Origin of the sequence: Nonomuraea guangzhouensis (assembly GCF_019396345.1) — a bacterium.
In the GTDB taxonomy this organism is placed as follows: domain Bacteria; phylum Actinomycetota; class Actinomycetes; order Streptosporangiales; family Streptosporangiaceae; genus Nonomuraea; species Nonomuraea guangzhouensis.
On sequence record NZ_JAHKRM010000018.1, the window covers coordinates 111,414 to 137,162 of the forward strand.

The window sequence follows — 25,749 nt, forward strand, 5'->3', positions numbered from 1 at the left end:
CCGGGGCCGGCGGCGCTAGCCGCGGCGGGCGCGGGCGAGGAGCCAGAGCAGGAGCGGCGCCCCGAGTACGCCGGTGACCACGCCGACGGGCAGCTCAACGTCCGGGATGACGCGGCGCGCCAGGAGATCGGCCGCCAGCACCACGAACGCCCCGGCCAGCGCCGAGGCGACCGGCGGCGGCCAGGCGGTGCGGGCCAGGCGCTGGGCGATCTGCGGAGCGGCCAGCGCCACGAACGCGATCGGCCCCGCGGCGGCCGTGCCGAAGGCGACCAGCGCGACGCCCACCAGCAGCAGCGTCAGCCGCGCCCGCTGCACCGGCGCGCCGAGCACCACGGCCACCTCGTCGCCGAGCTGCAGCGCCCGGCTCCAGCGGCCGAGCAGCAGCGCGACGGGCACGAGCACGGCCAGGGCGAGCGCCAGCGGCACGGCCTGGCTCCAGGTGCGGCCGTTGAGGTTGCCCCAGAGCCAGCCGAGCGCGGCCTGCGCCTGGAAGGTGTCGCTCGTGACCATGAGATATTCGGTGGCGCTGGTGAAGATCCACGACAGGCCGATGCCGACCAGCACGATCCGGTACCCGGTGGTGCCGCGCCGCCAGGCGAACAGGTACGTGAGCAGCGCCGCGAGCACCGCCCCCGCGAAGCCGAGCACCTGCGTGCCGGGCCCGGACCCGACGCCGAGGACGATCCCGGCCACCACGGCGACGCCCGCCCCCTGGGTGACGCCGATCATGTCGGGGCTGGCCAGCGGGTTGCGGGTCATGGTCTGGAACAGGGCGCCGGACAGCCCGAAGGCGGCGCCGGTGAGCAGCCCGGTCAGCGCCCTGGGCAGGCGCAACTCCCGTACGACGAACAGGGTGCCCTGGTCACCGGTGCCGAGCAGGGACTGGACGACCTCGCCGAGGCCGAGCGGGAATTCACCCAGCCCGATGCCGAGGCAGAAGACCAGGAACGTCGCGGCGGCCAGGACCAGGCACACCACGAAGACGCGCGGGCGCAGCACCCAGGACACGGGCGGCGTCGACAGGCGGAAGGTGAGCTGGCCCATCACAGCTCCGCGAGCCGCTGCCGGCGGGCCAGCACGACGAAGAACGGCCCGCCGATGAAGGCGACCAGCAGCCCGGCCTGCACCTCGATCGGCGGCACGACGAGGCGGCCCAGGATGTCGGCGGCCAGCAGCAGGCACGGCGCGAGCAGCGCCGACAGGGGCAGCAGCAGCCGGTGGTCGGTCTCGGCGCCGGCCCGCCGGGCCACGGCCCGCGCGAGATGCGGCACCACCAGGCCGACGAAGACGACGGGTCCGATGGCCGCGACCGCGGCGCCGGTCAGCAGCATCACGGCCGCCGCGCCCTGCAGGCGGACCAGGCCCACCCGGCGGCCCAGCCCGCGCGCCACGTCGTCGCCGAGCGCGAGGCTGTTGAGCGCGGGCGCGCACGCGAGCGCCAGCACGGCGCCCGCCAGGATGAACGGCAGCAGCTGCGGCAGCACGCCGGAGCCGTGCCCGGACAGCGACCCGGCGGACCAGAACCGGTAGCGGTTCAGCGATTCGGGATCGACGAGCACGATGGCGCTGGTCACCGAGCTGAGCAGGAACGTGACGGCCACCCCGGCCAGGGCCAGCTTGACCGGCGTCAACCCGTCGCGGCCCATCCCGGCCATCGCGTACACGACGAGGCTGGCCACCAGCGCGCCCGCGAACGCGAACCACACGAACCCGGACAGCGCGCCGATGCCGAGCACGCCCATGGAGATCACCACGCCGAACGCCGCCCCCGCGCTGACGCCGAGCACTCCGGGGTCGGCGAGGGGGTTGCGGGTGAGGGCCTGCATGAGCGCGCCGGACAGGCCGAGCGCCGCCGCGGTGAGCACGCCGAGGAGCGTCCGCGGCACGCGTACGGACCAGATCACCTCACGCGTCTCCCCGTCCACGCCCAGGCCGCCCAGCGCCCTGACCACCTCGCCCAGGGGGATCTGGCGGGCGCCCAGGGCCAGCGACAGCAGGCAGATCAGGACGAGGGCGCCGAGCGACGCCCCCACCAGGGCGGCCCGTCGGGTCACGAGGGCAGCCCGACCTCGGTCGCCGGCTTCCCGTCCACGGCGGCCGCGAGCCGCGGCACCAGCGCGTCGAGCACGTACGGCAGGCTGAGCACGGTGAGGAAGGACACGGCGTTGCCGTCGTCGGTGCCCTCCTTCACGAACACCTCGCGCCCCTCCTTGACCACCTTGAGCCCCTTGTAGACGCTGTCACCGCGCAGCGTGGCCTGGTCCTTGTCCACGTCGGTCACGCTCCAGACGAGCGCTCCGGTGTCGAGCAGGTCGAGGCGTTCGCGGCTGATGTTCGCGCCGAACTTGTCACCGATGGCCTGGTCCAGGTCGGCGGGCAGCGTGAAGCCGAGCGAGGCGAGCAGGCGGGAGCGCGGGTCCTGGCTGCCGAAGACGAAGTAGCCCTCATAGACCGTGGCCATCAGCCCGGTCTGGCCGGCGAACTCCGGATGCTCCTCCCGCACGGCCGCGAACCGGTCCTCCACCTGCTTGACCAGCGCGTCCGCCTTCGCGGCCTCGCCCACGGCCACACCGATCTGCTTGGTCACCTCCTGCCAGGAGATCCCGTAGTCGATGTGCTCCTTCGGCTGGGCCACCGTCGGCGCGATCTTCGACAGGGTGGTGTACTGCTCCTGGGTCAGCCCCGAGTACAGGGCCAGGATGAGATCGGGGCGCAGTGCCGCGACCTTCTCCATCTGGGGGCCGCTGCCCGTGTCCTTCAGCACCTGCGGGACCGGGGCGGAGCCGAGCTTGGGCTTGGCCCAGGGGCCGATCGCGCCCGGGTAGCCGCCGATCCACTCGGTGGTGGCGACGGGCACGATGCCGAGGGCCAGCAGGGCGTCCTGCTCGACGAGGCCGACGGTGACGATCCGCTTGGGCTTGGCGGTGATCGTCGTGCTGCCGTACTTGTGGGTGAGGGTGGCGGAGAATGCCGCCGACGCCGCCGCCACGGGGGCCTGGGGCGTGGTGGAGCCGCATCCGGTGACCAAGGTGAGGGTCAGGGCGGCGAGCGCGTACAGGACGCGGGTCATTGCTGGAGACTCCCTTATTCGTTGTGCTCGGCGCGGCCCAGCCGCCAGTAGCCCATGAAGGCCACGGCCCGCCGGTCCATCCCCCGCTCGGCGACCAGATGCCGCCTGAGCGTCCTGATCACGCCCGCCTCGCCGGCCAGCCAGGCGTACAGCGGGCCGTACGGCGACTCCTCGGGCACCTCCCAGAGCTCCTCCACGTCCACGTCGACGTCCTCGAAGGAGTCCGGGGTGGGCAGCGGCGGCAGCAGCCGCTCCGCGGCGACCCTGACGGCGGGCCCGAGCAGGGCGCCGCGTTCCGCGCCGTCGCGGGCCAGCCAGGTGACCTTCACCCCGCTCGCCGTGTCGACGGGCAGGAAGTCGTCGGCGCGGGGCACCTCCATCAGGGCCTCGCCCTGGTAGCCGGCCGGCAGCCGTTCGAGGATGGAGCAGATCGCGGGGACGGCCGTCTCGTCGCCGGCGATCAGCACCGCCCCGGTGTCGGCGGGCGGGTGGAACTCCAGGCCTCCGTGCGGCCCGCTGTGCCGGGCGTCGGGGCCGAGCAGCACCGCGACGTCGCCCGGCCGCACCTCGGCCGCCCAGCGCGCCACGGGGCCGTCTCCGTGCTCGTGCAGGACCACGTCCACGTCCACCTCGCGGGCCTCGGGGCGGACCAGGCGGGCGGTGTAGGTACGGAGCGGGTTGCGCCGCTCGTCGGGCAGCTCGCGCCAGCGCGGGAACCAGTCGGGGCCGGACGGCAGGTGCTCCAGCCCGTGCCCGTCGACCGGCAGGATGAGCTTGATCCGCTGATCGAACCCGTTGTCCGCGAAGAGGTGCAGGTCCTCTCCCTCGAACGTCACGCGCAGGAACGACGGGCTCAGGCGGGCTAACCGGTTCACGCGTACGTCGAACATGCGAAAGGGCTCGGTCATCGTCAGCTCCACCTCGTTTCGTTAAGGTGAGGCTAACCTAACCGTAGCTGATCGACCAGCCCGGCCCCCGGAAACGGCGAACGCCCCCGTCCCTCCAGCCCGGGACGGGGGCGTTCGCCGTTCCGAGCCCATGTCCGGAGGACTCGGAGGTCTGCGATGTGGGCTGCGGCGCCGCCGAGCATCGCCCGCTCCCTCGGCGGCGCCGCGCCCGGCATGCGGACGGAGTACGGAAGCCTGATGCAGGACATTAGGCGGAGATCGGCGGCGTCGCGACAGGGCCGGACCTAGGGATATCCCTAGGCGCCTTGGCCGCCGCCGACGGGCAGCACGTCGAAGTGGACCACCACGCGTCCGGTCGCCGGATCGGGGGCGCCGGGAGACTCGACCTCCCGGCGGTCGGCCTTCGTCCGGTACCTCTCCAGCACCTCGAACACCTCGTCGCGCATCTGCCGCGTCTCGGCCACGGTGAGCCGCATCGACCGGCGGCCGAGGCCACTCGCCTGCACCCACTCCTCGGGAGTCGTGGCCCCCTCCGCACGCCAGCGCGCCAGCTCGGCGCCACGCTGCCGGACGAGGTCGTCGAGCAGGAAGGCGAACGCGCCGGCCACCTCGGGATCGCCCGGCGCGTCGGCCGAGGGGTCGCCGTAGGAGAAGCCGCCCGGCACGATCCGCCAGTACTTCTCCTTGCCCTTGCCCAGCTCGGGCACCGTCTCGATCATGCCGTGGCGGGCCAGCTCGCGCAGGTGGTAGCTGGTCGCCCCGGTGTTCTGGTCGAGCAGGCCGGCCAGCCGGGTCGCCGTCGACGGGCCGTGCTCGTCGAGCAGCTCGTAGATGCGCAGTCGCAGCGGGTGCGCGAACGACTTCAGCGCGTTCGCGTCGAGCGTCCTGGCGGAATAGTGCTTGCTCTGCATGGCCGTGCACACCTATCTTTGCAAAGAAACCTGTGCATAGTTTTCCTTACACACTATCGGAGTGGGCCATGCCACGTCTCGGCCGATCGTTCGGCTTCCTGTTGTCCTCGACCGCGCTGTCGAACCTGGCGGACGGCGTGCTCAAGGTCGGCGCGCCGCTCCTGGCCGTGTCGATGACCCGGTCCCCCACGCTGGTGTCGCTGACCGGGGCGGCCGCCACGCTGCCGTGGTTGCTGTTCGCCCTGCACGCGGGCGCGATCGCGGACCGGCTCGACCGCAGGCGGATCATGGTGCTGGCCAACCTCGCCCGTTCGGCCGTGCTCGCGGTGGCGACCGGGCTCGGCCTGCTCGGGCTGCTGAACCTGTGGGTCGTGCTGGCCGCTGTCCTGCTGGCGGGCGTGGCCGAGGTCTTCGCCGACACCTCGGCGCAGTCGGTGCTGCCGATGGCGGTGCCGCCCGAGCGCATCACGGCGGCGAACGGGCGGGTGCAGAGCGCCCAGATGATCGGCAACGAGTTCGCCGGCGCGCCGATCGCGGGCCTCGTGGTCACGCTGCTGCCCGCCGCCGTCGTCGGCGGCCCCGCCCTCCTGTACGGCGCCGCGGGCCTGCTCCTGCTGGGCATGAGGGGCTCCTACCGGACGCCTGCCGCGCGGGGCCCCAGGCGGTCCCTGCTGCGCGACATCGTGGAGGCCCAGCGCTATCTCTGGTCCCAGCGCTTCCTGCGGACCCTGGCCGTCTCTGCCGGGATGCTGAACTTCGCCAGCGCCGCCTACTGGGGAGTGTTCGTGCTGTGGGCCGTCGGGGACGGGTCGCGGATCGGAATGTCGCCCAGCGCGTACGGCCTGATGATGACCGCGCTGGCCGTCGGCGCGGTGGCCGGGTCGCTCATCTCGGAGCGGGTCTCCGGGCTGTTCGGGGAGGGCCGGACGCTGGTCGGCGCCTGGCTGGTGAGCGCCCTGCTGCACCTCGTGCCGGTGTTCTGGCCCGTCGCCTGGCTGGTGTACCCGACCGCCGTGGTGTGGGGTGTCGCCGGGGCCGCCGCCAACGTCCTGGTGATCTCCACGCGGCAGCGGCTGATCCCGGCCGAACTGCTCGGCCGGGTCAATTCGGCCTACCGGCTGATCGGCATGGGCAGCATGCCGGTGGGGGCCGCTCTCGGCGGGGTGGTGGCCGAACTGGCCGGGTTGACCGTCGTGCTCGCGGGCGCCACAGGGGTCTGCTTGATGGCCGTGGGGCTTGTGTGGCGCGCCTTACACGATCGAATTTCTCACCCCTTGACCAGCACACCTTCCGTTCTCGACACATTCAGATCACGTTAGTCACACTTTGGCCTACCCCGAGATGACATGATTACCCCGAGCAATGAGGGGATGGCATGCGGGAGATCGGCGGACGGTACCTCCTCAATGAGGAGGCCGGTCGTGGAGGTATGGGAGTCGTCTGGCGGGCCTTCGACCAGCTTCTCCATCGTGAGGTGGCGCTCAAGGAGCTGACCCTCAGCGGTGAGGCCGAGATGGTCCGCCGCCGGGTCCTCCGTGAAGCGCGGATGGCCGCTGGCCTCACCCACCCGAACATCGTCACGGTCCACGACCTCATCGAAGAGGGTGGCAAGCTCTGGATCGTGATGGAGTACCTCGACGGCCTCTCACTCCACCAACTGCTCTCTCAGGTGGGGACGTTGCCCGCGCAGTCGGTGGCGGCGATCGGGGTGCACCTGCTCGCCGCGCTGCGTACCGCGCATCAGGCAGGGGTGCTGCACCGCGATGTGAAGCCAGCCAACGTGATGCTCACCGGGGACCGCGTGGTGCTGACGGACTTCGGCATCGCCACGGTCGAGGGCGACATACGGATGACCACGACCCGGCGGCTGCGCGGCACGCCCGCGTTCATGGCCCCCGAGCGGTTACACGGCGGTCCGGCCAGCAAGGAGGCCGACATGTGGTCGTTCGGCGCGACGCTCTACAGCGCCATCGAGGGCCAGCCGCCTTACCCCGGGCAGGACGCGGCCACGGTGCTCGGCATGGCCAGGAGCGGCGGCTACCCGCCGCCGCGCCGGGCCGGAGTGATGCGGCCGCTCATCGAGGGTCTGCTGTCCCACGACCCGGTGCGCCGCTTCACGCCCGAGCAGACGGCCGGGCTGCTGGCGGGCATGCGGGCCAGCAGCTACCCCGCGGCGATCTGATCGGCCACCGCGTTATGTGAGCGGCCGTTGCGTTATCCGACCGCTCACCGCGTTATCTGACCGGCCGCTACTCGCGCGCGGCCGGTCGGTCGGCCGGTCGCTATTCCTCTTCGCCCCGCTTGGCGCGGGCCTCCGCCTCGGCCGCGTCCATGGCGGCGGCCTCCTCCGGTGTGGGAGCCGTGCCGCCGAGGTGGCGGGGCTGCCACCACACGCCCGGCGGGATCTCCGGGTAGGTGCGCTGAGCCCGGTCCACCAGCTCCGACATCCGCGTGTGCAGGTCGGCGGCGTGCTGGTTGACGTCCTCGCCGCGCTTGGGGTGGATGGGCTCCCCCACCAGGATCGTGATGGGCACGTGCCGCAGGGTGAGCTGCTTGGACCGGCCCTTGGTCCAGATCCGCTGACTCCCCCACAGCGCCATCGGGATGACCGGGACCTTGGTCGCCTGAGCCATGCGGATGGCGCCGTTCTTGATCTCCTTGACCGTGAACGAGCGGCTGATCGTCGCCTCGGCGAAGACGCCCACCACCTCTCCCGCCTTCAGCATGCGCAGCGCCGTCGCGTACGACCCCGCACCCGCGCCCCGGTCGACCGGGATGTGATGCATGCCCCGCATCAGCGGACCCGAGATGCGGTGTTCGAACACATCCTGCTTGGCCATGAACCGCACCAGCCGCTTGGACGGCAGCGCACCGAACCCGGCGAAGATGAAGTCGAGATAGCTGATGTGATTGCTGACCAGCACCGCTCCGCCGGTCCGCGGCACATGCTCGGTCCCTTCCATGTGGAAGCGGTAGTCGAGCACGCGAAAGAGGGTCCGCGCGGCGGCGATCACCGGCGGGTACACGATCTCAGCCATGACCAGAAGGTAGCCTATTCAGGCCGGTCGGACGGTAGTCGGGAGGCTGAGCATGCCTCGCACGTTCCCGTGCCTGGTGCGCCTGATGCCCGTGGTGTCGATCTCGTAGTCGGGCGCGATCAGCCTCGTCAGCTCCTCCAGCGCCACCCGGGCCTCCATCCTGGCCAGCGACGCGCCGAGGCAGTAGTGGCGGCCCGCGCCGAAGCTGATCAGCTTCGAGGTGTCGCGGCCCAGATCGTAGGCGTCGGGGTCGGGGAAGACGCTCTCGTCGCGGTTGGCCGACCCGGCCAGCAACCACATCCTCGTCCCCGCCGGCAGGTCGACGCCGTGCAGGACCGTGTCCTCGGTGAGCCGCCGCGCCGTGCCCTGGGCAGGCGTGTCGTAACGTAACGACTCCTCCATCCACGGCGCGATCGCCCCGCCGAAGGCGGCGGCGCGCTGCTCCGGGTTGCGCCAGGCCCAGTACCAGGCGGCGTTGAGCAGGTGGGTGGTGGTCTCCGAGCCCGCCCCGACCAGCAGGAGCATGAACGGCACGATCTCCTCGTCGGTCAGCCCGTCGTCCGCGACGAGCACGGAGACCAGATCGTCCCGGGGCGCCTTGCGCCGCTCGGCGATGATCGAGGCGTAGTAGCCGCCCAGCGAGAAGAGATTCCGCAGTCCATCCTCGGACGGATCGCTCCCCGGGTGATACCGGAGCAGCCCGTTGTTGCGCTCCCGTACCTCGGCCCGGTCGGACGGGGGTACGCCCATCAGCTCGGAGATCACGTCGAGCGGCAGCTTGGCCGACAGGTCCCGGGCGAAGTCGAACGTGCCCTTCTCCAGGCCCTCCTCGACATAGCCGCGGGCGAGCCCCCTGATCATCGGCTCCAGCGCGGCGACGCGGCGCATGGTGAAGCCGCGGGCGATGACCGACCGCATGCGGGTGTGGTCGGGCGGGTCCGTGGCCACGAACGACAGCATCGTGCGCGCCTTCGGCCCCCAGACCCCGCCGTCGAGCACCGGGCCGTGGTCGCTGGAGTAGCGGGCGCTGTCGACGAGCGCGGCGGCTACGTCGTCGTAGCGCGACAGTGCCCAGAAGTTCAGCTCGGGATTGTGGTAAATGGGCGCTTCGCGCCGCATTCGGGCGTACACGGGGTACGGATCTTCGTTCACGGCGGGGTCGTAGGGGCTGTAGGCGAGTTCCACCCTGCCCACGCTAAGACGCTTGTCCTTGCAGGGAAACGGGCAGATGTTTCTCATCATGAAGAAGCTCATCAACTCGGCCGAATCAGCGGTCGACGACGCGCTGGCCGGGATGGCGGCGGCGCACCCGTCGCTGCGTGTCCGCGACCGGGTCGTCTACCGCGCGTCGGGGCCGCGCGCGGGCAAGGTCGGGCTGGTGTCCGGCGGCGGCTCGGGGCACGAGCCGCTGCACGCGGGGTTCGTCGGGTACGGCATGCTCGACGCGGCCTGCCCGGGAGAGATCTTCACCTCGCCCGTGCCCGATCAGATCATCAACGCCACCGAGGCCGTCGACGGCGGCGCGGGCGTGCTGCACATCGTCAAGAACTACACCGGCGACGTGCTGAACTTCGAGATGGCCGCCGAGCTGTGCGAGGACGTCCAGGTCGCCGGCGTGCTCGTGAACGACGACGTGGCCGTCCAGGACTCCCTCTACACGGCGGGCCGCCGGGGCACCGGCGCGACGCTGTTCGTGGAGAAGATCGCCGGAGCCCTGGCCGAGGAGGGCGCGCCGCTGAGGGAGGTGGCGGGCATGGCCGCGGAGGTGAACGAGCGCAGCCGCTCGTTCGGCATCGCGCTCACCTCGTGCACGACGCCCGCGGCGGGCAAACCGACGTTCGACCTGCCGGACACGCAGGTGGAGCTGGGCATCGGCATCCACGGCGAGCCCGGCCGGAGCCGGGCGCCGCTGGCCTCGGCCCGCGAACTGGCCGAGGTGGCCATGGACGCGATCCACGGCGACCTGCCGCTGGAGGGTGACCTGCTGGTCATGGTGAACGGCATGGGCGGCACACCGCTGATGGAGCTGTACGTGGCGTTCGCCGAAGTGAGTGCCTTCATCGACGGCAAAGGGGCGCGTGTGACGCGGTCGCTGGTGGGCAACTACGTGACGAGCCTGGACATGCAGGGCTTCTCCGTGACGATCTGCCGGCTCGACGACACGCTGACGCGCCTGTGGGACGCGCCGGTCGAGACGCCGGGGCTGCGCTGGGGGCGCTGATGAGCACCTCGATGGACCCCGACTCCGTGGGCGGCGACTCCGTGGACACGGGCTCTACGGACACGGGTCCTGCCGATACGGGCCCTGCAGCCGGCGGCTTCGCGGGCGGCGGCGTGTTGACCACGGCCTTCTTCGTCGCCTGGTTCGAGGAGATCGCCAAGCAGGTCAGGCTCCAGCGCGAGCGGCTGACCGCGCTGGACGCGGCGATCGGCGACGCCGACCACGGCACGAACCTGGACCGTGGCTTCACCGAGGTGGGCAAGGCGCTGACCGGCTCGCCACCGACCTCACCCGGCCAGGCGCTGCTGTCCGCCGGCACGACACTGATCCGCCGCGTCGGCGGGGCTTCCGGGCCGCTGTACGGCTCGGCGTTCCGGGCCATGGGCAAGGCGGTGGCGGAGCCGGTGACGCTGGCCGGATTCGCGGCGGCGTTCGACGCCGGGGTGGTGGCGGTCGAGCAGCTGGGCAAGGCCGTGCCGGGCGACAAGACCATGGTGGACGCGCTGGTCCCGGCATCGCGGGCCCTGGCGCTGGCCGTACGGGATGGGGTGGGGGCGCGGGAGGCGTTCGACCTGGCGGCGCGCGCGGCCGAGGAGGGCGCACGGGCCACGATCCCCCTGCGCGCCCGCAAGGGCCGAGCCAGCTACCTCGGCGAGCGCAGCATCGGCCACGAGGACCCAGGGGCGGCCTCATCGGCCCTCATCGTCGCCTCCCTGGCCACCGTCGCAACCGCGGCCTCGTGATGGTGGGACTAGCGATGGCGGGCCCCGCGAAAGCGAGCCTCACACGGGCGGACCCCGCGAACGCACGCCTCAGACGCGCGGACCCCCCGAACGCGAGCCTCACGCGGGCGGACCCCATGAAAGCGGGCGTCGCGTGGGTGGGCCCCGGGAGGGTGGGCTCGTGATGGTGGGGATCGTGCTGGTCGCGCACAGCGCCGGGCTGGCGGTGGAGACGGCCGCGCTCGTCCGTGGCATCGCCGGGGCGGACGCGCCGGTGGCGGCGGCGGGTGGTACCGAGGACGGCGGGCTGGGCACGAGTCTCGACCTGATCGAGAAGGCGCTCGCGGCGGTCGACCGAGGCGACGGTGTGGTGCTCGTGCCCGACCTGGGCAGCTCGGTGCTGACGGCCCGGCTGCTGGAGGAGCCGGGGCGGGTGGTGGTGGCCGACGTACCGTTCGTGGAGGGGGCGATCGCGGCGGCCGTCACGGCGAGCGCGGGCGCGCCCCTGGCCGCCGTCCTCGCGGCCGCCGAGGAGGCCCGCGCCTTCCGCAAGCTCAATGGCCCCTGAACGCCCCCAACCACCACAAGCTCAGTGGCCCCTGAACGCCTCCCCCAGCCACCACAAGCTCAGTGGCCCTTGAACGCCTCCTCCAGCCACCACGAGCCGCGTTCCCTGGTCACCTTGGCGTGGACCAGCAGCGGCCGGTCCCTGGGGCCTTTCAGCCACTCGGCCACCCCGGCCAGGTCGCCGGCCCCGGTCACCGTCACGGCCGCGAAACCGCAGCCGGTGGCGATCGCGGCCAAGTCGGCCGGCGGGAACGTGACCGTGCCGAGCGGGTGCCCGTGCGGCCCGAAGTGGTGCACCTCGGCGCCGTACGCCTCGTCGTCGTAGACCACGACCACCATCGGCAGGCCGAGCCGTACGACGGTCTCGAACTCGGCGATCCCCATCAGCGCCCCGCCGTCGCCCAGCGCGGCCACCGGCAGCCGGTCGGGCCGGGCGAGCGCGGCGCCGATCGCGGTCGCCAGCCCCAGCCCGATCGACTGGAACGCCTGCGTGAAACAGAACCCCCGCTCGTCGGGCACGTCGAGGAACATGGCGGGGTAGCCCATGAAGTTGCCGGAGTCGACGGCCACGATCCGCTCGGCGGGCAGCAGCTCGTCCAGCCCGATCGTGAGCGTCCTGGGGTCGATCCGCCTGCCGCCGCCCTCGTCGTCGTAGCGCACCGCCTGCCACCTGCCCTCGGCCCGGATCCGCCCGGCGACTTCCGCCGACCGGTAGCCGTGCTCGGGGCCGCCCGTGGATTCAAGTGCGGCCGTGGATGCGAGGGCGTGCAAGGCCGTACGGGCCGTGGCGGCCGTGTCGCCGACCAGGCCGAGGCTGACCGGCCGGTGGACACCCAGCGCGCTCTCGTCGAGATCCACCTGGACGAGCGTGGTGTGCTCGCCGATCAGCCGGCCGTGGCGGGTGGTCCACATGTTGAGCGCGCAGCCCCATCCCACGACGAGGTCGGCGTCGCGGATCAGCTCGGCGGCCAGGGGCGTGGCGAAGCCGCCGCTCACGTCCAGGTCCCACGGGCTGCCACGGAACAGGCCCTTGGCGACAGCGGAGGTGGCGAGCAGCGCGCCCGTGGCGGCGGCCAGCTCCTCCAGCTCGGCCCTGGCGTGCCGGGCACCGCGCCCCGCGATGAACACCGGCCGCCGCGACTCCGCCAGCAGCCGGGCCAGCGCGTCGATCTCCGCGGCCGGAGGCGTACTCGACAAGGGGCCGGCCACCACGCGCTGGGCCGCGATCATCTGGTCGAGGAACTCGCCGATCAGGCCGCGCCACGGGACGATGTCCTGCTGCACGTCGAGCGGCAGGTTGAGCACCACCGTGCGCCGGTCGCGGGCGGCCGCGCGGTAGGCCGACAGCGTCTCCTCGACCGCCTCGCTGCCGGCGGTGACGCGGAGCGGCACCGCGCCGACCGCCGCCGCCAGCGCGTCCTGGTCGACGTGGAAGTTGGAACGTACGTCCGTCGCCTCGCCGGTGAGCACGATCATCGGGGTACGGCTCTTGGCCGCCTCCGCGATCCCGGTCATGGCGTTGGTGAGGCCGGGGCCCTGGTGGACGGAGACGATCCCGACCTTGCCGCTCATCCTGGCGTACGCGTCGGCCATGGTGGCGGCCCCGCCCTCGTGGCGGGCGGCGACGAAGCGTGCGCCGTGCTCCACGAGGGCGTTGGTGACGTGGAAGTTGCCGCTGCCCACCACGCCGAACACGGTGTCGACCCCGACCTCGGCCAGCACCCGCCCGACGGCCTCGGCGACGATCATCTCTCGACCAGAGCCAACACCCGCACAGGGCTTCCAGAACCGCCCACGATCGGCAGCGGCGGGGCCAGGACGACGGCGCCGGTGACCGGCAGGCGGTCGAGGTTGCGCAGCTGGGTCAGGCCGTACTTGCCCGCCCCCAGCAGGAACGAGTGGCACGGGAAGGCCGGGTCGAAGGAGTGGGCCGCGCCCGCGTCCGTGCCGACGGTCTCGACGCCGACCCCGAGGATGGGCGTCTCGTCGGCCAGCCAGCCGGCGCATTCGACGGAGATGCCGGGAGTGTGCGGGCCGGTCTCGTTGGCGTTCAGGAAGGCGGCCTGGTCGGCGGACCTGGCGTCCCAGCCGGTGCGGTAGAGGAGCCAGCCACCGTCGGGCAGCGGGCCGTTGACCCGCTCCCACTCCTTGACGTGGTCGATCTGGAGCAGGAAGTCGGGGTCCTTCTCCGCCTCCGCCGACAGGTCGAGCACGACGGCGGGTGCCAGCAGGCTGGACACGGGCACCTGGGAGACGTCCTGGCCGTCGCGGCCGGTCACCCAGTGGATCGGCGCGTCGAAGTGGGTGCCGGTGTGCTCGCCGGTGTGGATGTCGTTCCAGTACCAGGCGGGGCCGCGGTCGTCGTAGCGGCTGATCTCCTCCAGCCGGAACGGGATCGTGTTGCCGAACGGCTCGGGCAGCTGGAGGATCGGCGTCTCGGGTGACAGCGGCGAGGTGAGATCGACCACCTCGATGGCGCCACCGCGCAGGCTCTCCACCAGGCTCCGCAAGATCGACATGTCATCCTCCTTGATGGGCTGGCTGCATCCTCCTATATCGGCTGACCGGCGCCAAACATCTCAGGCTTTGGTCCATTCGGCGCAGCCGGCCGTCTGGAACGCCTTGTCGGTGGCCTGGATCGTCACGGTGGCGGGGCCCGCGGGCATGCCGGCCGCGATCACATCGCTGAACTGGGCGGACGCGCTCTTCATCCGGGCCCAGTAGCACTTGGCCGAGCCTGCCACGGGGCCCGTCGTACGGTAGTTACCGGGCTGGATGTCCACGCCCACGATGAGCGTCCGCGCGGCACCGAGCCCACCCGGCGGAGCGGACGACCCGACCGGCGCGGACGCGGTCGGACTCAAGCCTGCCGGGTCCGAGCCCGTCGGAGCCGAGCCGGTCGGAGCCGAGCCCGTCGGGCCTAAGCCTGTCGGAGCCGAGCCGGTTGGAGCCGAGCCCGTCGGAGCCGAGCCCGTCGGGCCCAGGCCGGCCGGATTCGACGCGGTCGAGTCCGGCTGGGCCGTCTGCTGGTCGGCCGGCGGGGTCGAGTCCTCGATCGTCACCGTCATCTGGGGCGCGGCAGAGGGCGAGTCCGTCGTTTCCTCAGCACCGATCCCGATGAAGAACCCGAGCAAAAACCCCAGCACGCAGGTCAGCCCGGACACGAGCACGATGATCGGCGGACTTTTCGTCGCCCGCGGATATTCAGGAGCCGGCGGGTATTCGGGAGGAGGCCCGTACATCACGGGCATTAGCGTCCCACTTGTGTCAACGGTGGAGGTAGTCGACCAGCGACGCCTTCTCCGTCTCCAGCTCCTCGATCGCGCTCTTGACCACGTCGCCGATGCTCACGATGCCGACCAGCCGCCCGTCCTCGACCACGGGCATGTGGCGGAAGCGGTGCGTGGTCATGGTCCGGCGCAGCTCGTCGACGTTGTCGTGCGGACCGACCGTGCGTACCTCAGAGGTCATGATCGCGGATACCGGCTGGTCGAGCACGGCCGCGCCGCGGTCGTGCAGGCGCCGGACCACGTCGCGCTCGGACACGATGCCGGTGATCGTCACGCCGTCGGCGGAGACGACCACGGCGCCGATGTTGCGCTCGGCGAGCTTGGCCAGCAGCTCGCGGACGGTGGCCTCCGGCGCCACGGTCGTCACATCGCTTCCCTTGCCGCGCAGAATCGTCCCGATGAGCATCTGAACCACCTCGGCTCTCAGTTATCCCGAGCAGTTACCCCAAGCGGGCTCCGGTTATGCGCTTCACCCGCGTCACTTTCAGGCAAGCAAGCAGGTAGGGACGCCGTCAAGCGTTCCCGTAGGCTGCATGCCGTACACGGACCTTGTGAAACAGGATGCGTCATGACAGAGCCGCTCAATACCGGCAGCCACGACCTGCCCATCACCGCGGAACTCGCCGCGTTCATGCGGACGGGCTGGGCCGACACCCGGCGCACCGACGTGGCGGCACTGCCGATCGCGCCCTGGGCGGCCCGGCGCCGCGCCGCGCTCGCCGCCCGCTTCCCCGGCGAGCGGCTCGTCGTGCCGTCGGGGACGCTGAAGGTGCGCAGCAACGACAGCGACTACCCGTTCCGGCCGCACAGCGCGTTCTCCTATCTGACGGGCGCGGGTGAGCCGGGTGACGTGCTCGTCATCGAGCCGTCGGGCGAGGCCACGCTGTACCTCAGGCCGCGCTCGCCGCGCGAGGACGGCGAGGAGTTCTACCGCGACAGGCGTTACGGGGAGTTCTGGGTGGGGCGGCGGCCCGACCTGGCGGAGGCCGCCGAGCTCTACCAGATCGGCTGCGCCCACATCAGCGACCTGTCGCTGCAGGGGCCCGCCAGGGTGCTGGGCGGCGTGGACGCGGCGGTCGACGCGCTGCTGCCGGGCGACGCGGAGTTCGAGGGCTTCCTGGCGGAGCTGCGGCTGATCAAGGACGAGTGGGAGATCGGCGAGCTGCAGTCGGCGGTCGACGCCACCGCGCGCGGCTTCGAGGACGTCGTACGCGCGCTGCCCGCCGCGCTCGGGCACCCGCGGGGCGAGCGCTACCTGGAGGGCGTGTTCGGGCTCCGTTCGCGCCTGGAGGGCAACGCCGTCGGCTACCCCAGCATCGTCGCCTCCGGCGCGCACGCGTGCGTGCTCCACTGGATCCGCAACGACGGCCGCCTCGACGGCGACGACCTCCTGCTGCTCGACGCGGGTGTCGAGTCCGACACCCTCTACACGGCCGACGTCACCCGCACGCTGCCTCTGTCCGGCCGCTTCAGCCCGGTGCAGCGGCAGGCGTACGAGCTGGTGTACGAGGCGCAGACGGCGGGGATCGCCGCCCTCAAGCCCGGCGCCCGCTTCCGCGACTTCCACCTGGCGGCGATGCGCGTCATCAGCGAGGGCCTGCACGACTGGGGGCTGCTGCGCGACTCGCCGGACACGCTGATGGAGTCGGGCCTGTACCGGCGCTACACGCTGTGCAGCAGCGGCCACATGCTCGGCCTGGACGTGCACGACTGCGCCCGCGCGCGGTCCGAGGTCTACCTGGACGGCGTGCTGGAGGAGGGCCAGGTGCTCACCGTCGAGCCGGGCTTGTACCTGCAGCCCGACGATCTCACGCTGCCGGCGGAGTTCCGGGGGCTGGGCATCCGGATCGAGGACGACCTGGTGATCACCGCCGACGGCGCCCGCCTGATGTCCGGCGCCCTGCCGCGCCACCCGGCCGACGTCGAATCGTGGATGGCCGAGCTACTGGGCTGACCGGCTACGAGTTGATCACATTTCGTAGCCGGCTGACAACATGTGACCTGGGTCTCATACCTTTTCCTCAAATTCCAGCGAAAGCATCGACTTACTAGACGGACCGTCAGTAGGGTTACTGCTCCGTAGTCGGCTGGTTACGAGGTGGTCAGTTGTCCGGATACGTGGGCCGCAAGGCCGTGTCCGTGCTGGGCCAGGTGGGCGACCTCTTCGTCATCGTCCTGGAGGGACTGCGCCGTAGCTGGGACGTCCGGAGCTGGTGGTGGGAGTTCGTCGACCAGTGCTGGTTCCTGGCCCGGGTGACCAGCGTTCCCGTGCTGCTCGTCTCGTTACCCCTCGGCGCGACCGTGGCGTTACAGGTGGGCGACCTGGCCTGGCAGCTCGGCGCGGCGTCCGCCACCGGGAGTGCCGTGTTCGTCGGGCTCATCCGGGAGGTCGCGCCGCTGGCCAGCGCCCTGCTGATCGCCGGGGCCGGCGGCAGCGCGATGACCTCCGACATCGGCGCGCGGCACATCCGTGACGAGCTCAGCGCCATGGAGGTGATGTCGGTCAATCCGATCCACCGCCTGGTCACGCCGCGCATGTGGGCGGCCAGCACGGTCGCGGTCTGCCTGTGCCCGCTGGTCATCCTGGCCGGGGCCAGCGGCGGCTACTTCTTCAACGTGGTCGTCCAGGGCGTGACCTCCGGCGCGTACTTCGACGGCGCGCTGTCCCTCGTGGTGAGCTCCGACCTCTATGTGACCCTGTTCAAGGCGTGGATCTTCGGCTTCATCGCCGCGGCCGTCGCCTGCTACAAGGGCATGACCTGCGCCACCAGCCCCGTCGGCGTGGGCCGCGCGGTCAACCAGTCGACGGTGGTCACGTTCATGCTGGTGTTCGCCTTCAACTACGTGATCTCCGCGGTCTACTTCCTCGCCTACCCGCCGAAGGCGCTGTGATGGTCACGCGTACGGCCGGCCTCAGGCTCGCCGTCACCGGGCGCGAATGGGCGGAGCGGTTCGCGACCCTGGCCAACTGGCCGCTGTTCGTGTGGAAGGTGCTGTTCTACTCCGTCCGAGACGTGATCCTCCGGCTGAAGTACGTCAAGGTCGTCGTCCGCCAGGTCAGCGACGTGGTGGTGGGCGTCGGCGCGACCGTCATCGGCGGCGGCATGATCTTCGTGGTGTTCACGATGGCCTTCGTCGTGGGCGCGACCGTCGGGCTGCAGGGCTACCAGGGGCTGGCCGCGATCGGCGCCGAGTCGTTCATGGGCCTGGTCGGCAGCTTCGCCAACGTACGCGAGATCACCCCGATCATCGCCGCGACCGCGCTGGCCGCGCAGGTCGGCTCGTCGTTCACCGCCGAGCTCGGCGCGATGCGGATCTCCGAGGAGATCGACGCGCTGGAGGTGATGGGCATCAACGCCTTCACCTACCTGATCTGCACCCGGGTGGTCGCGGCGCTGCTGGCGCTGGTGCCGATCTACCTGATCGCGCTGTTCGCCAGCTTCTTCGCCACCCGGCTGATGAGCACGGTCCTGTTCGGGCTGGCGCCGGGCGTCTACGACTACTACTTCTACCTGTACCTGCCGGTCAGCGACATCGTGTTCAGCGTCACCAAGGTGGCCGTGTTCGCCTTCACCGTCGTCGTCATCCACTGCTACTACGGCTTCTACGCCACCGGCGGCCCGGTGGGCGTGGGGGTGGCCGCGGGGCGCGCGATCCGTCAGTCGATCGTCACGATCGTCCTGCTCAACCTGCTGTTGTCGTACCTGTTCTGGGGTGGCGGCGGCAGCGTGAAGCTGACGGGGTGAGCGATGGGACGCGACGGGTTCTCCCTGCCGGTGCGCGCGGGCATCGCGCTCGCGCTCATCCTGGTGCTCACGGCGACGACGATCTTCATCGTACGGACCGCGTCCGAGATCAGCGGCACCAGGATCGACGCCGTGTTCGACCGGGCCGGTCAGGGCCTGGACACCCAGTCCCCCGTCAAGATCCGCGGCATCACGGTCGGCGACGTGACGAAGGTGTCGCTCGACGCCAAGGGCAAGGCCGTGGTGAGCATGGCCATCGAGCCCGGCGTCCGGCTGCCGGGCAGCACCGTCGCGGCCATCGAGCCGTCGTCGGTGTTCGGGCCCAAGTTCGTCGACCTCAAGCTCGGCGCGGGCGAGACCACCGGCCCCTACCTGGCGAGCGGCGCGGTCATCACCACGACCGAGGAGCCGCTAGACCTGTCCGACACGCTGGGCGCCGCCTACCGCGGCCTGAACGCCGTCGACCCGCGTGAGGTCACCATCATCGTGCACACGCTGGCCCAGGGGCTCGACGGCGAGGGGACGCGGCTGCGCGAGCTCATCGACGACGCGGGCACGGTCGTCGGCGTCGCGCACCGGCAGCGGGCGCGGGCCAGGCAGTTCCTGCACGACGTGGCCGGGCTGTCCACCGCGCTGTCGGACAAGGGCGACGAGCTGGTGTCCATCTCCTCCGATGTCAACGTCATCACCCCCGACCTGCTGGAACGGGCCGACAAGGTGCGGGTCCTGCTCCAAGAGGTCACCTCGGTCTCCGGCCTGGCCGCGCACGGCCTGCGCAAGCACCGCCAGGACCTGCGGGCGGGCGTCCACTCGGGCGAGCGGGTGGCCGCGCTCATCTACGCCCAGCTCGGCCTGGCCGGTGACGGCGTACGCGGCCTGAACCGGCTGGTGGACCTGCTGAACAAGCTGATCGAGGCGCCGGGCCCCGGAAACACCCGCCAGCTGCAGGTGGAGGCGTTCGTCTCGACCGACATCTGCGAGCTCGTCGTCGGCTCCTGCGGCCCGACCGACGGGAGGGACTGACGTGGCGCTGTCCAGGGAACGGGTGACCCGCCGGTGGACACTGCTCCGCGTCGTCCTGTTCGTCGGCGTGACGCTGACGCTCATCGTGCTGATCGCCGTACAGATCGCCCGGGTCAGCACCGGCGGCGGATACCAACTAATCGCGACATTCGATGATGTGTCGGGGCTGACGGAGGGCGACCAGGTGAAGATCGCCGGGGCGCCCGTGGGCCAGGTCGACACGATCAAGGTGGTGAACGGCCGCGCCGAGGTCACCATGGAGGTCCAGGACGCCGTCAGGGTGCCGTCGGACACCGAGGCCGCGATCAGGTGGCGCAACGCGGTCGGCCAGCGGGTCGTCTACCTGCTCCCCGGCACCGCGCCCGGCCGGCTCGCCCCCGGCTCACGGGTGATCCACACCTCGTCCGTGGTCGACATCGGCCAGCTCGTGAGCGACCTCGGACCGCTGACCCGCAGCCTGGACCCGGACCAGATCAACCAGCTGCTCACCGCCGCCGCCAAGTCCCTGAAGGGCAACGACAAGAACATCCCGCGGCTGCTCGACAACATCAACGCCATCACCGGCACGATCAACGAGCGCAAGCGGACGATCCAGGGGCTGCTGAAGGACTACGCCACCGTCACCGGCGTGGTCGCCCAGCGCGACCAGCAGATCGAGCAGCTCGTCGACAACCTGGTCACGCTCTCCGAGGCGTTCGCCGACAACCGCAAGCTGATCGACGACTCGATCGTGCAGCTGTCGACCACCGTCCACACCTCCAACGAGGTGCTCGGCAAGAACGCCGACGAGCTGGGCGCGCTGGTCGACCACCTGTCCGGCCTGACCGGCGGCGTCAGGCGGCACGTGGGCGAGATCGACAAGACGATCAGCACGTTCCAGCCGCTGTTCGCGCGTGCCTACTCCAGCGTCGATCGCGGCCACTACTTCATCACCGCGGTCCCCTGCCTGGCACTGAGCGCCGCGCCCTGCCCGTACCCGATGAAGACGCCGCCCCCGCTGCGCGGCAGCACCCGGGTCCAGAGCTCGAAAGACCTGCAGAAGCTCATGGTCGGTGAGTGATGGCGCTCAAGTCCTTCCGCGACCGCAACAAGATCGTCGTCGGCCTGGTCTCGCTGGCGGTGCTCGGCGCGGTCCTCGTGGCCACCTTCCTGGTCGGCAACCTCGGGCTGCTCGAAGGCGGCTACTACATGTCCGGCACGTTCGTGGACTCCGGGGGCCTGCGCACCGGCAACGACGTGCGGGTCGCGGGCGTACGCGTCGGCAAGGTCACCGAGGTGCGGCCCGACTACGGCCAGGGCAACGTGGTCGTCACCTGGAAGGTCGACACCGACGTACGGCTCGGCCGCGCCACCCGGGCCGACATCACGCTGTCCAACCTGCTCGGCGGCCGGTACGTCAAGCTGACCGGCCCCGTCGCCGCCCCGTACATCGACCAGCTCCCCGAGGCCCAGCGGCGGATCCCGGTGACCCGGACCGGCGTCCCCACCCTGATCAACGACGCCATCAAGGACGCCACCCACCTGGTCCAGAAGCTCGACACCAAGGCCGTGGACGACCTGCTGACCGAGCTGGGCAAGATCGACACCAGCAAGCGCGGCCGGATCACCAAGCTGCTGAAGAACATCGGCGACCTGTCCGACACCATCAGCGAGAGCGAACCGCAGCTGCAGAAGCTCCTCGACAACGGCACCAAGATCATGAACGTCCTGGAGCGGAAGGACAAGCAGCTCGCCCGCCTCATCGACGCCATCGAGGTCATGCTGGACGAGCTGCGCTCGCGCCGCAACGAACTGCGCACGCTGCTCGGCGACGGCAGCGACCTGGTCCAGAGCACCACCCGGCTGATCAACGAACACGAGGGGACGCTGGTCCGGGTCCTCGACGACACCGGCGCGATCACCACCAAGCTGAACAGCGGCAACAAGGAGTTCAACAAGCTCCTGGCGTGGGCCGGCCCGACGTTCTCCGGGCTGTCCACGATGGGCGGCCAAGGCCCGTGGCTCGAGGCCATAGCCACGGGCCTGGGCCCCATCAACCCGGAGGTGCTCGGCGCCATCGCCAAAGACAGGAAGAACGACAGATGACCCGTTTCCTGGCGGTCCTGCTGGCCGTGACGCTGCTGGCGGGCAGCGGCGGGTGCACGCTGCTCGGCGCGGAGCCGTACCGGCTGACCGCGATCTTCAGCAAGGCGCCGTCGCTGTACGAGCAGGCGCGGGTGAAGGTGATGGGGCTCGACGCCGGATACGTGACGAACATCCGCATCGACGGCGACAAGGTACGCGTCGAGCTGTCGGTGGACCGTGAGGTGCCGCTGCCCGCGAACGTCAAGGCCGTGGTCGCCCCACAGAACACGCTGGGCGAGCGGAACGTGGTGCTCTACCCGCCGTGGAAGCCCGGCGACCAGCGGATCGCCGCCGGCGCCACCATTCCGCTGGAGCGCACCGACCTGCCGGTGGAGATCGACGACGCGCTCGACGCGTTCACCAAACTGACCGACGCGCTGGACTCCGACAAGCTGGGCGACGTCGCGGGCAACCTCGCCGACAGCGTCAGAGGCCGCGGCAAGACGGTCAACAACGCGATCGCCGACACCGCGCACCTCACCGACACGCTGGCCAAGCAGGACCAGCAGCTCATCGACCTGGCCAAGGGCCTGAACAAGCTGGCCACCAGCCTCAACAAGCGACAGGACCAGGTGACGGGCGCGATCGACTCCTTCGCCGAGGCCAGCGCCATCCTGGCCGAGGAGCGGCGGCGGCTGCGTACGTTCATCTCCGGCATGGCCGACTTCGTCCGCCGCGGCGACGTGATCATCGAAGCCTATTCCGAACGCCTCCCGCAGGCCGCCGGCACGCTGGCCGAGCTGGTGCTGACGGTCCGGGCGAACAGCGCGTCGATGGCCCAGGCGGTCAAGGGCGCGGCCGACTTCGCCGACATCCTGATCGACTCGTGGGACAAGAAGCAGCACGTGCTGAAGATCCGCGTGGTGCTCAACGCGATGACCAGGGCCTGGCTGACCCCGCTGTTCGACGCCCTGAACCTCGGCAAGGTGCCGTGCCTGCCCGCCGGCCTCAGCAACTGCCCCTACGAGCAGGGGAAGAAGAAGAGCCGATGAAGGCACGTGTCCTGTCAGGGCTGCTCGCGCTGACCATCACCGCCTCGTGCTCGCTCCAGACGCTCGGCGCCACCGGCGGCGACCTGACGATCAACGCCACCTTCGACGACGTACAGAGCCTGGTGGCCGGGCACAGCGTGCAGATCTCGGACGTGCGGGTGGGCACGGTCACCGGCATCCGGCTGCAGGGCTACCAGGCCAGGGTCACCATGTCGATCATGTCGGAGCACCCGGTGCCCGAAGGCAGCACCGCGACCGTGGCCAAGACCTCGGTGCTGGGCGAGAACTACGTCCAGCTCACGCCGCCCGCGGGCAAGGACCTGTCGAAGGGCCCCTACCTCAAGAGCGGCGCCACGATCACCGACACCTCGGTCGAGCCGGACATCGAGCAGGTCACCGCCAAGGCCGGGCCGCTCATCGAGGCGCTCGGCACCCAGGACGTCAACGCCATCCTCGACGCCGCCTCGACCGCGTTCGCCGGCAAGGGCGCCGACGTCAACAAGCTGATCAAGCAGACGGCCGAGGTGACCGACACCTACGCCGCGGCCCGCCAGGACATCGCCACCACCGTGGACGCCCTGGCCAAGCTGGGCGACCAGCTCGCCAAGGGCAGCAAGGAGCTGGACCGGCTGCCCGGCACGCTGGCGGCGGCCACCGCCCGCCTCGCGCACGGCCGCAAGCACGTGAAGAAGGCCATCATCGCCCTGACCGACCTGGCCAAGGAGGCCAACCTCACCGTCTACCCGCGGCACGCCGCCCGGCTGCGCACGCTGCTGCGCGAGCTCGACGCGATCACCACCTCGATGCTGCGCGGCAAGGAGGACCTGAAGGCGCTGGTGACCAAGCTCCAGGCGTTCATCGACACGCCGCCGATCACGGTCAACGGCCAGGTGCTCATCTACGTGTGGCTGAAGGGCCTGCTGCTGCCCAAGCACAAGGGCCTCCTGCCGGACGGCAAGACGGGCGTGCTGCCCAACCGGGTCGAGGACTTCCGCCTGCTCCTGGAGCCGCCGCGATGAGGAACCGCCGCATCTACCTGAATCTCGGCTTCTTCGCCGCCCTGGGCATCGTGATGACGATCTGGGCGTTCACCACGATCATCAAGCTCGACGCGATCACCAAGCCCTATCGGGTGTCGGCGGAGTTCGTCTCCTCCCCCGGCCTGATCCGCGGCTTCGACGTCGCCTACCTCGGTGTCCGGGTGGGCAAGGTCGGCGACGTACGGCTGGCGCCCGGCAAGATCATCGTGGGGCTGGACATCGACAAGGAGATCCGGCTGCCGAAGGCCAGCACGGCCGAAGTACGGCGCAAGTCCGCGATCGGCGAGCCGTACGTGGAGCTGTCGCCGCCCGCGACCGGCGTGAACGGCCCGTCGCTGGCGGCCGGCGACGTGATCCCGCTGTCCAAGACCACGGTGCCGCTCGACTACAAGAAGCTGTTCGAGGGCGTCGGCAAGCTGCTCGCCGCGGTGCCGCCCAAGGATGCCAAGACGATCACGCACGAGCTGGCGGTGGCGCTGGACGGCCGGTCGTCGTCGATCAGGAGCATCATCGAAGACGCGCACGACCTGACCGGGACGCTGGCCGACAACTCCCAGGTGCTCGACGACCTGTCCGTACAGCTCACCCAGCTCACCCACACGCTCGCGGGCCGCAAGGACAAGCTGGCCTCGGGCATCACGGACCTGAGCACGGTGACGGCCACGCTGCGCGAGTCGCGTACCGACCTCGACGCCTTCCTGGACCAGGGGCCGGGCGTGTTCGGGCAGCTCGACCGGGCCATCAAGCGGGCCAGGCCGGGCCTGTCGTGCCTGCTGACCGCGGCCGGCCTGCCGCACAAGCCGGTCTTCTCCGCGGAGACCGAACGGAACGTGCACCACCTGCTGGCCATCGTGCCGACGGCGCTGAGCCTGGCGGACGACATCAGCGCGAAGGAGGGCGACACGGTGTACGGCAAGGCGCAGTTCGTCTTCAGCGTCCCGGGCGGCCCGAAACCGGCCGAGGAGTACGCGGGTCCGGTCGGCCCGCCGACCGTTCCCCGCCTGCGTGCCTGCCCCGACCGCGCCGTGGACGATCCCGTCCGTACGGAGGACGCCGCGGACAAACCCCGCAAGGACCCGACGACAGAGCAGACCAGGCGGCCGGCCGCCAAGGCCACCGCATCGCCCGAGCGGACCCCGGAAGCCGCGGCAGGTGCGAAGTCGCCCGCCGCGGCTGCCGGGCCCGCGTCCCGTACCCCGGTGGACGCCGCTCCGCTGATTGCCGCGATATTCCTCGCGGTGGCGGCGAGTGGTGGAATCTTGGGGTGGATCGCGGTGGGCCGGGCCGCCCGCCGCCGTGAGGAGAACTCATGACCACCAAGCAGGACCTCGCCGCGGAGGAGGCCACAGCGGCGGAACCCCCACCCACCTCAGACGCACCCACCGAAAGACCCTCCGGCAGCACCGCCCCGGACGCCCCCGCCCCGGATGGCAGCGCCCCGGACCGTCCCACCTCGGACGCCCCCGCCGCGGACGGTGCCACGCCGGAGGGCGGCGCCTCGGAGCCGGGGCGGTTGGGTCGGGCGCGGATCATGGTGGTGATGGCGGCCCTGCTGGTGGCCGCCCTGGCCGCCACGGCCGCGCTGCAGTGGATCTCCGCGAGCCAGGCCCGCGACTCGCTGGCCCGGCTGGAGAGCGAGCGCGCCCTGCGGCTGGAGGTCTCGGGTGCGGCCAGCGCGTTCGGCAAGGCCCTGCTCAGCTACGACTACCAGGACCTGCAGGCCACCCGCGCCACGCTGACGGCCCAGGCCACGGGCGACTTCCTGGCCACCTACGACGAGGCGTTCGGCGGCGCGATGGCCCAGGTCATCGTCAAGCTCAAGGCCGTCTCGCAGGCGAACGTCCGCGAGGTCTACCTGTCGGACGTCGACGAGGCCACCGCGCACGCCATCGTCGTGGTCGACCAACAGGTCAACACTTCTGAGGCGATACGCTCGGTCAAGGACTCCCATCTCAAGATCAGCTTGGTCAAGGAGAAGGGCGTCTGGAAGGTCCACGACGTCTCCGTGCTCGGCGCGGCCAAAGAGGACCAGTACAAACTGGACAGCGGCTCGAAGAAGAAGGACTGACCAATCGGCCCCCTGGCGATGGGCGGACG

Annotated in this window: 26 protein-coding genes; 15 read left to right on the forward strand and 11 right to left on the reverse strand. The window is 71.1% G+C overall.

The annotated features are described in order from the left end of the window. Window positions 1–15: 15 nt before the first annotated feature. From KME78_RS33970 to KME78_RS33990, 5 genes are all read right to left on the reverse strand, one after another. On the reverse strand, window positions 16–1,044 hold the full coding sequence (locus tag KME78_RS33970) for a FecCD family ABC transporter permease (RefSeq protein ID WP_219533516.1): 1,029 nt from the start codon (window positions 1,042–1,044) through the stop codon (window positions 16–18). After that, window positions 1,044–2,054 carry a FecCD family ABC transporter permease gene (locus tag KME78_RS33975; RefSeq protein ID WP_219533517.1) on the reverse strand — a complete coding sequence of 337 codons (1,011 nt, stop codon included), beginning with the start codon at window positions 2,052–2,054 and terminating at the stop codon, window positions 1,044–1,046. The genes KME78_RS33970 and KME78_RS33975 overlap by 1 nt, the downstream gene beginning before the upstream one ends. Beyond that, window positions 2,051–3,070 carry an iron-siderophore ABC transporter substrate-binding protein gene (locus KME78_RS33980; protein ID WP_219533518.1) on the reverse strand — a complete coding sequence of 340 codons (1,020 nt, stop codon included), beginning with the start codon at window positions 3,068–3,070 and terminating at the stop codon, window positions 2,051–2,053. The genes KME78_RS33975 and KME78_RS33980 overlap by 4 nt, the downstream gene beginning before the upstream one ends. Before the next feature lie 14 nt (window positions 3,071–3,084). Next, complete coding sequence (locus KME78_RS33985) at window positions 3,085–3,978, reverse strand: siderophore-interacting protein (RefSeq protein WP_219533519.1); 894 nt, start codon at window positions 3,976–3,978, stop codon at window positions 3,085–3,087. Window positions 3,979–4,274: 296 nt separating this feature from the next. Beyond that, on the reverse strand, window positions 4,275–4,889 hold the full coding sequence (locus tag KME78_RS33990; protein ID WP_219533520.1) for a winged helix-turn-helix domain-containing protein: 615 nt from the start codon (window positions 4,887–4,889) through the stop codon (window positions 4,275–4,277). A 68-nt stretch (window positions 4,890–4,957) separates the two neighbouring features. Between KME78_RS33990 and KME78_RS33995 the strand changes: the two genes are divergently transcribed. Beyond that, on the forward strand, window positions 4,958–6,208 hold the full coding sequence (locus KME78_RS33995; protein WP_219533521.1) for an MFS transporter: 1,251 nt from the start codon (window positions 4,958–4,960) through the stop codon (window positions 6,206–6,208). Window positions 6,209–6,264: 56 nt separating this feature from the next. Beyond that, complete coding sequence (locus tag KME78_RS34000; RefSeq protein ID WP_219533522.1) at window positions 6,265–7,071, forward strand: serine/threonine-protein kinase; 807 nt, start codon at window positions 6,265–6,267, stop codon at window positions 7,069–7,071. A gap of 100 nt (window positions 7,072–7,171) precedes the next feature. Here the strand turns inward: KME78_RS34000 and KME78_RS34005 are convergent, their stop codons facing one another. Continuing rightward, window positions 7,172–7,927 (reverse strand): lysophospholipid acyltransferase family protein, encoded by a 756-nt coding sequence (locus tag KME78_RS34005; protein WP_219533523.1) that lies wholly within the window; start codon window positions 7,925–7,927, stop codon window positions 7,172–7,174. Between the two features lie 18 nt (window positions 7,928–7,945). After that, window positions 7,946–9,121, reverse strand: a complete 1,176-nt coding sequence (locus KME78_RS34010) for a cytochrome P450 (RefSeq protein WP_219533524.1) — start codon at window positions 9,119–9,121, stop codon at window positions 7,946–7,948. A 46-nt stretch (window positions 9,122–9,167) separates the two neighbouring features. On the opposite strand from KME78_RS34010, the gene dhaK reads away from it, so the two are divergent. The 3 genes from dhaK (at window position 9,168) to KME78_RS34025 (ending at window position 11,438) form a co-directional block, all read left to right on the forward strand. Further along, window positions 9,168–10,148 carry a dihydroxyacetone kinase subunit DhaK gene (gene dhaK / locus KME78_RS34015; protein ID WP_219533525.1) on the forward strand — a complete coding sequence of 327 codons (981 nt, stop codon included), beginning with the start codon at window positions 9,168–9,170 and terminating at the stop codon, window positions 10,146–10,148. Beyond that, window positions 10,148–10,891, forward strand: a complete 744-nt coding sequence (dhaL, locus tag KME78_RS34020; protein ID WP_246652562.1) for a dihydroxyacetone kinase subunit DhaL — start codon at window positions 10,148–10,150, stop codon at window positions 10,889–10,891. Before dhaK ends, dhaL begins: the two co-directional genes overlap by 1 nt. Window positions 10,892–11,054: 163 nt before the next feature. Continuing rightward, window positions 11,055–11,438 (forward strand): PTS-dependent dihydroxyacetone kinase phosphotransferase subunit DhaM, encoded by a 384-nt coding sequence (locus tag KME78_RS34025; protein WP_219533655.1) that lies wholly within the window; start codon window positions 11,055–11,057, stop codon window positions 11,436–11,438. A 59-nt stretch (window positions 11,439–11,497) separates the two neighbouring features. Here KME78_RS34025 and KME78_RS34030 read toward each other — a convergent pair whose 3' ends face one another. From KME78_RS34030 to KME78_RS34045, 4 genes are all read right to left on the reverse strand, one after another. Next, entirely contained in the window at window positions 11,498–13,186 is a 1,689-nt protein-coding gene (locus tag KME78_RS34030; RefSeq protein WP_219533526.1) for a thiamine pyrophosphate-binding protein, read from the reverse strand. After that, the gene (locus tag KME78_RS34035; protein WP_219533527.1) at window positions 13,183–13,956 is read right to left on the reverse strand and encodes a cyclase family protein; all 774 of its coding nucleotides are present in this window, start codon (window positions 13,954–13,956) and stop codon (window positions 13,183–13,185) included. The genes KME78_RS34030 and KME78_RS34035 overlap by 4 nt, the downstream gene beginning before the upstream one ends. 60 nt (window positions 13,957–14,016) lie before the next feature. Then, the gene (locus KME78_RS34040) at window positions 14,017–14,601 is read right to left on the reverse strand and encodes an Rv1352/Rv1906c domain-containing protein (RefSeq protein WP_219533528.1); all 585 of its coding nucleotides are present in this window, start codon (window positions 14,599–14,601) and stop codon (window positions 14,017–14,019) included. 103 nt (window positions 14,602–14,704) lie between these two features. Continuing rightward, entirely contained in the window at window positions 14,705–15,133 is a 429-nt protein-coding gene (locus KME78_RS34045) for a CBS domain-containing protein (RefSeq protein ID WP_219533529.1), read from the reverse strand. Window positions 15,134–15,295: 162 nt separating this feature from the next. On the opposite strand from KME78_RS34045, the gene KME78_RS34050 reads away from it, so the two are divergent. The 10 genes from KME78_RS34050 to KME78_RS34095 all read left to right on the forward strand — a co-directional run bounded on the left by KME78_RS34050 (window position 15,296) and on the right by KME78_RS34095 (window position 25,720). Continuing rightward, on the forward strand, window positions 15,296–16,681 hold the full coding sequence (locus tag KME78_RS34050; protein WP_219533530.1) for an aminopeptidase P family protein: 1,386 nt from the start codon (window positions 15,296–15,298) through the stop codon (window positions 16,679–16,681). Between the two features lie 152 nt (window positions 16,682–16,833). Continuing rightward, window positions 16,834–17,619, forward strand: coding sequence for an MlaE family ABC transporter permease (locus KME78_RS34055; protein ID WP_246652563.1), 786 nt, complete (start codon window positions 16,834–16,836; stop codon window positions 17,617–17,619). After that, window positions 17,619–18,473 carry an ABC transporter permease gene (locus tag KME78_RS34060; RefSeq protein WP_219533531.1) on the forward strand — a complete coding sequence of 285 codons (855 nt, stop codon included), beginning with the start codon at window positions 17,619–17,621 and terminating at the stop codon, window positions 18,471–18,473. Before KME78_RS34055 ends, KME78_RS34060 begins: the two co-directional genes overlap by 1 nt. A 3-nt stretch (window positions 18,474–18,476) precedes the next feature. Continuing rightward, window positions 18,477–19,496, forward strand: a complete 1,020-nt coding sequence (locus KME78_RS34065; protein WP_219533532.1) for an MlaD family protein — start codon at window positions 18,477–18,479, stop codon at window positions 19,494–19,496. A 1-nt stretch (window position 19,497) separates the two neighbouring features. After that, window positions 19,498–20,556: an MCE family protein gene (locus KME78_RS34070; protein ID WP_219533533.1), complete on the forward strand. Its 1,059-nt coding sequence runs from the start codon at window positions 19,498–19,500 to the stop codon at window positions 20,554–20,556. After that, complete coding sequence (locus KME78_RS34075) at window positions 20,556–21,581, forward strand: MlaD family protein (protein WP_219533657.1); 1,026 nt, start codon at window positions 20,556–20,558, stop codon at window positions 21,579–21,581. Before KME78_RS34070 ends, KME78_RS34075 begins: the two co-directional genes overlap by 1 nt. Next, window positions 21,578–22,612 carry an MCE family protein gene (locus KME78_RS34080; RefSeq protein WP_219533534.1) on the forward strand — a complete coding sequence of 345 codons (1,035 nt, stop codon included), beginning with the start codon at window positions 21,578–21,580 and terminating at the stop codon, window positions 22,610–22,612. Before KME78_RS34075 ends, KME78_RS34080 begins: the two co-directional genes overlap by 4 nt. Beyond that, entirely contained in the window at window positions 22,609–23,631 is a 1,023-nt protein-coding gene (locus KME78_RS34085) for an MCE family protein (protein WP_219533535.1), read from the forward strand. The genes KME78_RS34080 and KME78_RS34085 overlap by 4 nt, the downstream gene beginning before the upstream one ends. Then, on the forward strand, window positions 23,628–24,965 hold the full coding sequence (locus tag KME78_RS34090; RefSeq protein ID WP_219533536.1) for an MlaD family protein: 1,338 nt from the start codon (window positions 23,628–23,630) through the stop codon (window positions 24,963–24,965). The genes KME78_RS34085 and KME78_RS34090 overlap by 4 nt, the downstream gene beginning before the upstream one ends. Further along, window positions 24,962–25,720: a hypothetical protein gene (locus tag KME78_RS34095; RefSeq protein WP_219533537.1), complete on the forward strand. Its 759-nt coding sequence runs from the start codon at window positions 24,962–24,964 to the stop codon at window positions 25,718–25,720. The genes KME78_RS34090 and KME78_RS34095 overlap by 4 nt, the downstream gene beginning before the upstream one ends. The last annotated feature ends 29 nt before the right edge of the window (window positions 25,721–25,749 follow it).

Bases quoted from the DNA above. Each gene is read 5' to 3' on its own strand.
- KME78_RS33970 (WP_219533516.1), bottom strand. From the start codon at position 1,044: ATGGGCCAGCTCACCTTCCGCCTGTCGACGCCGCCCGTGTCCTGGGTG.
- KME78_RS34035 (WP_219533527.1), bottom strand. From the start codon at position 13,956: ATGTCGATCTTGCGGAGCCTGGTGGAGAGCCTGCGCGGTGGCGCCATC.
- KME78_RS34025 (WP_219533655.1), top strand. From the start codon at position 11,055: ATGGTGGGGATCGTGCTGGTCGCGCACAGCGCCGGGCTGGCGGTGGAG.
- dhaK (WP_219533525.1), top strand. From the start codon at position 9,168: ATGAAGAAGCTCATCAACTCGGCCGAATCAGCGGTCGACGACGCGCTG.
- KME78_RS34085 (WP_219533535.1), top strand. From the start codon at position 22,609: ATGAAGGCACGTGTCCTGTCAGGGCTGCTCGCGCTGACCATCACCGCC.
- KME78_RS34030 (WP_219533526.1), bottom strand. From the start codon at position 13,186: ATGATCGTCGCCGAGGCCGTCGGGCGGGTGCTGGCCGAGGTCGGGGTC.
- KME78_RS34050 (WP_219533530.1), top strand. From the start codon at position 15,296: ATGACAGAGCCGCTCAATACCGGCAGCCACGACCTGCCCATCACCGCG.
- KME78_RS34095 (WP_219533537.1), top strand. From the start codon at position 24,962: ATGACCACCAAGCAGGACCTCGCCGCGGAGGAGGCCACAGCGGCGGAA.
- KME78_RS34090 (WP_219533536.1), top strand. From the start codon at position 23,628: ATGAGGAACCGCCGCATCTACCTGAATCTCGGCTTCTTCGCCGCCCTG.
- KME78_RS34000 (WP_219533522.1), top strand. From the start codon at position 6,265: ATGCGGGAGATCGGCGGACGGTACCTCCTCAATGAGGAGGCCGGTCGT.
- KME78_RS34045 (WP_219533529.1), bottom strand. From the start codon at position 15,133: ATGCTCATCGGGACGATTCTGCGCGGCAAGGGAAGCGATGTGACGACC.
- KME78_RS33990 (WP_219533520.1), bottom strand. From the start codon at position 4,889: ATGCAGAGCAAGCACTATTCCGCCAGGACGCTCGACGCGAACGCGCTG.
- KME78_RS34065 (WP_219533532.1), top strand. From the start codon at position 18,477: ATGGGACGCGACGGGTTCTCCCTGCCGGTGCGCGCGGGCATCGCGCTC.
- KME78_RS34075 (WP_219533657.1), top strand. From the start codon at position 20,556: ATGGCGCTCAAGTCCTTCCGCGACCGCAACAAGATCGTCGTCGGCCTG.
- KME78_RS33995 (WP_219533521.1), top strand. From the start codon at position 4,958: ATGCCACGTCTCGGCCGATCGTTCGGCTTCCTGTTGTCCTCGACCGCG.
- KME78_RS33980 (WP_219533518.1), bottom strand. From the start codon at position 3,070: ATGACCCGCGTCCTGTACGCGCTCGCCGCCCTGACCCTCACCTTGGTC.
- dhaL (WP_246652562.1), top strand. From the start codon at position 10,148: ATGAGCACCTCGATGGACCCCGACTCCGTGGGCGGCGACTCCGTGGAC.
- KME78_RS34060 (WP_219533531.1), top strand. From the start codon at position 17,619: ATGGTCACGCGTACGGCCGGCCTCAGGCTCGCCGTCACCGGGCGCGAA.
- KME78_RS34080 (WP_219533534.1), top strand. From the start codon at position 21,578: ATGACCCGTTTCCTGGCGGTCCTGCTGGCCGTGACGCTGCTGGCGGGC.
- KME78_RS34005 (WP_219533523.1), bottom strand. From the start codon at position 7,927: ATGGCTGAGATCGTGTACCCGCCGGTGATCGCCGCCGCGCGGACCCTC.
- KME78_RS33985 (WP_219533519.1), bottom strand. From the start codon at position 3,978: ATGACCGAGCCCTTTCGCATGTTCGACGTACGCGTGAACCGGTTAGCC.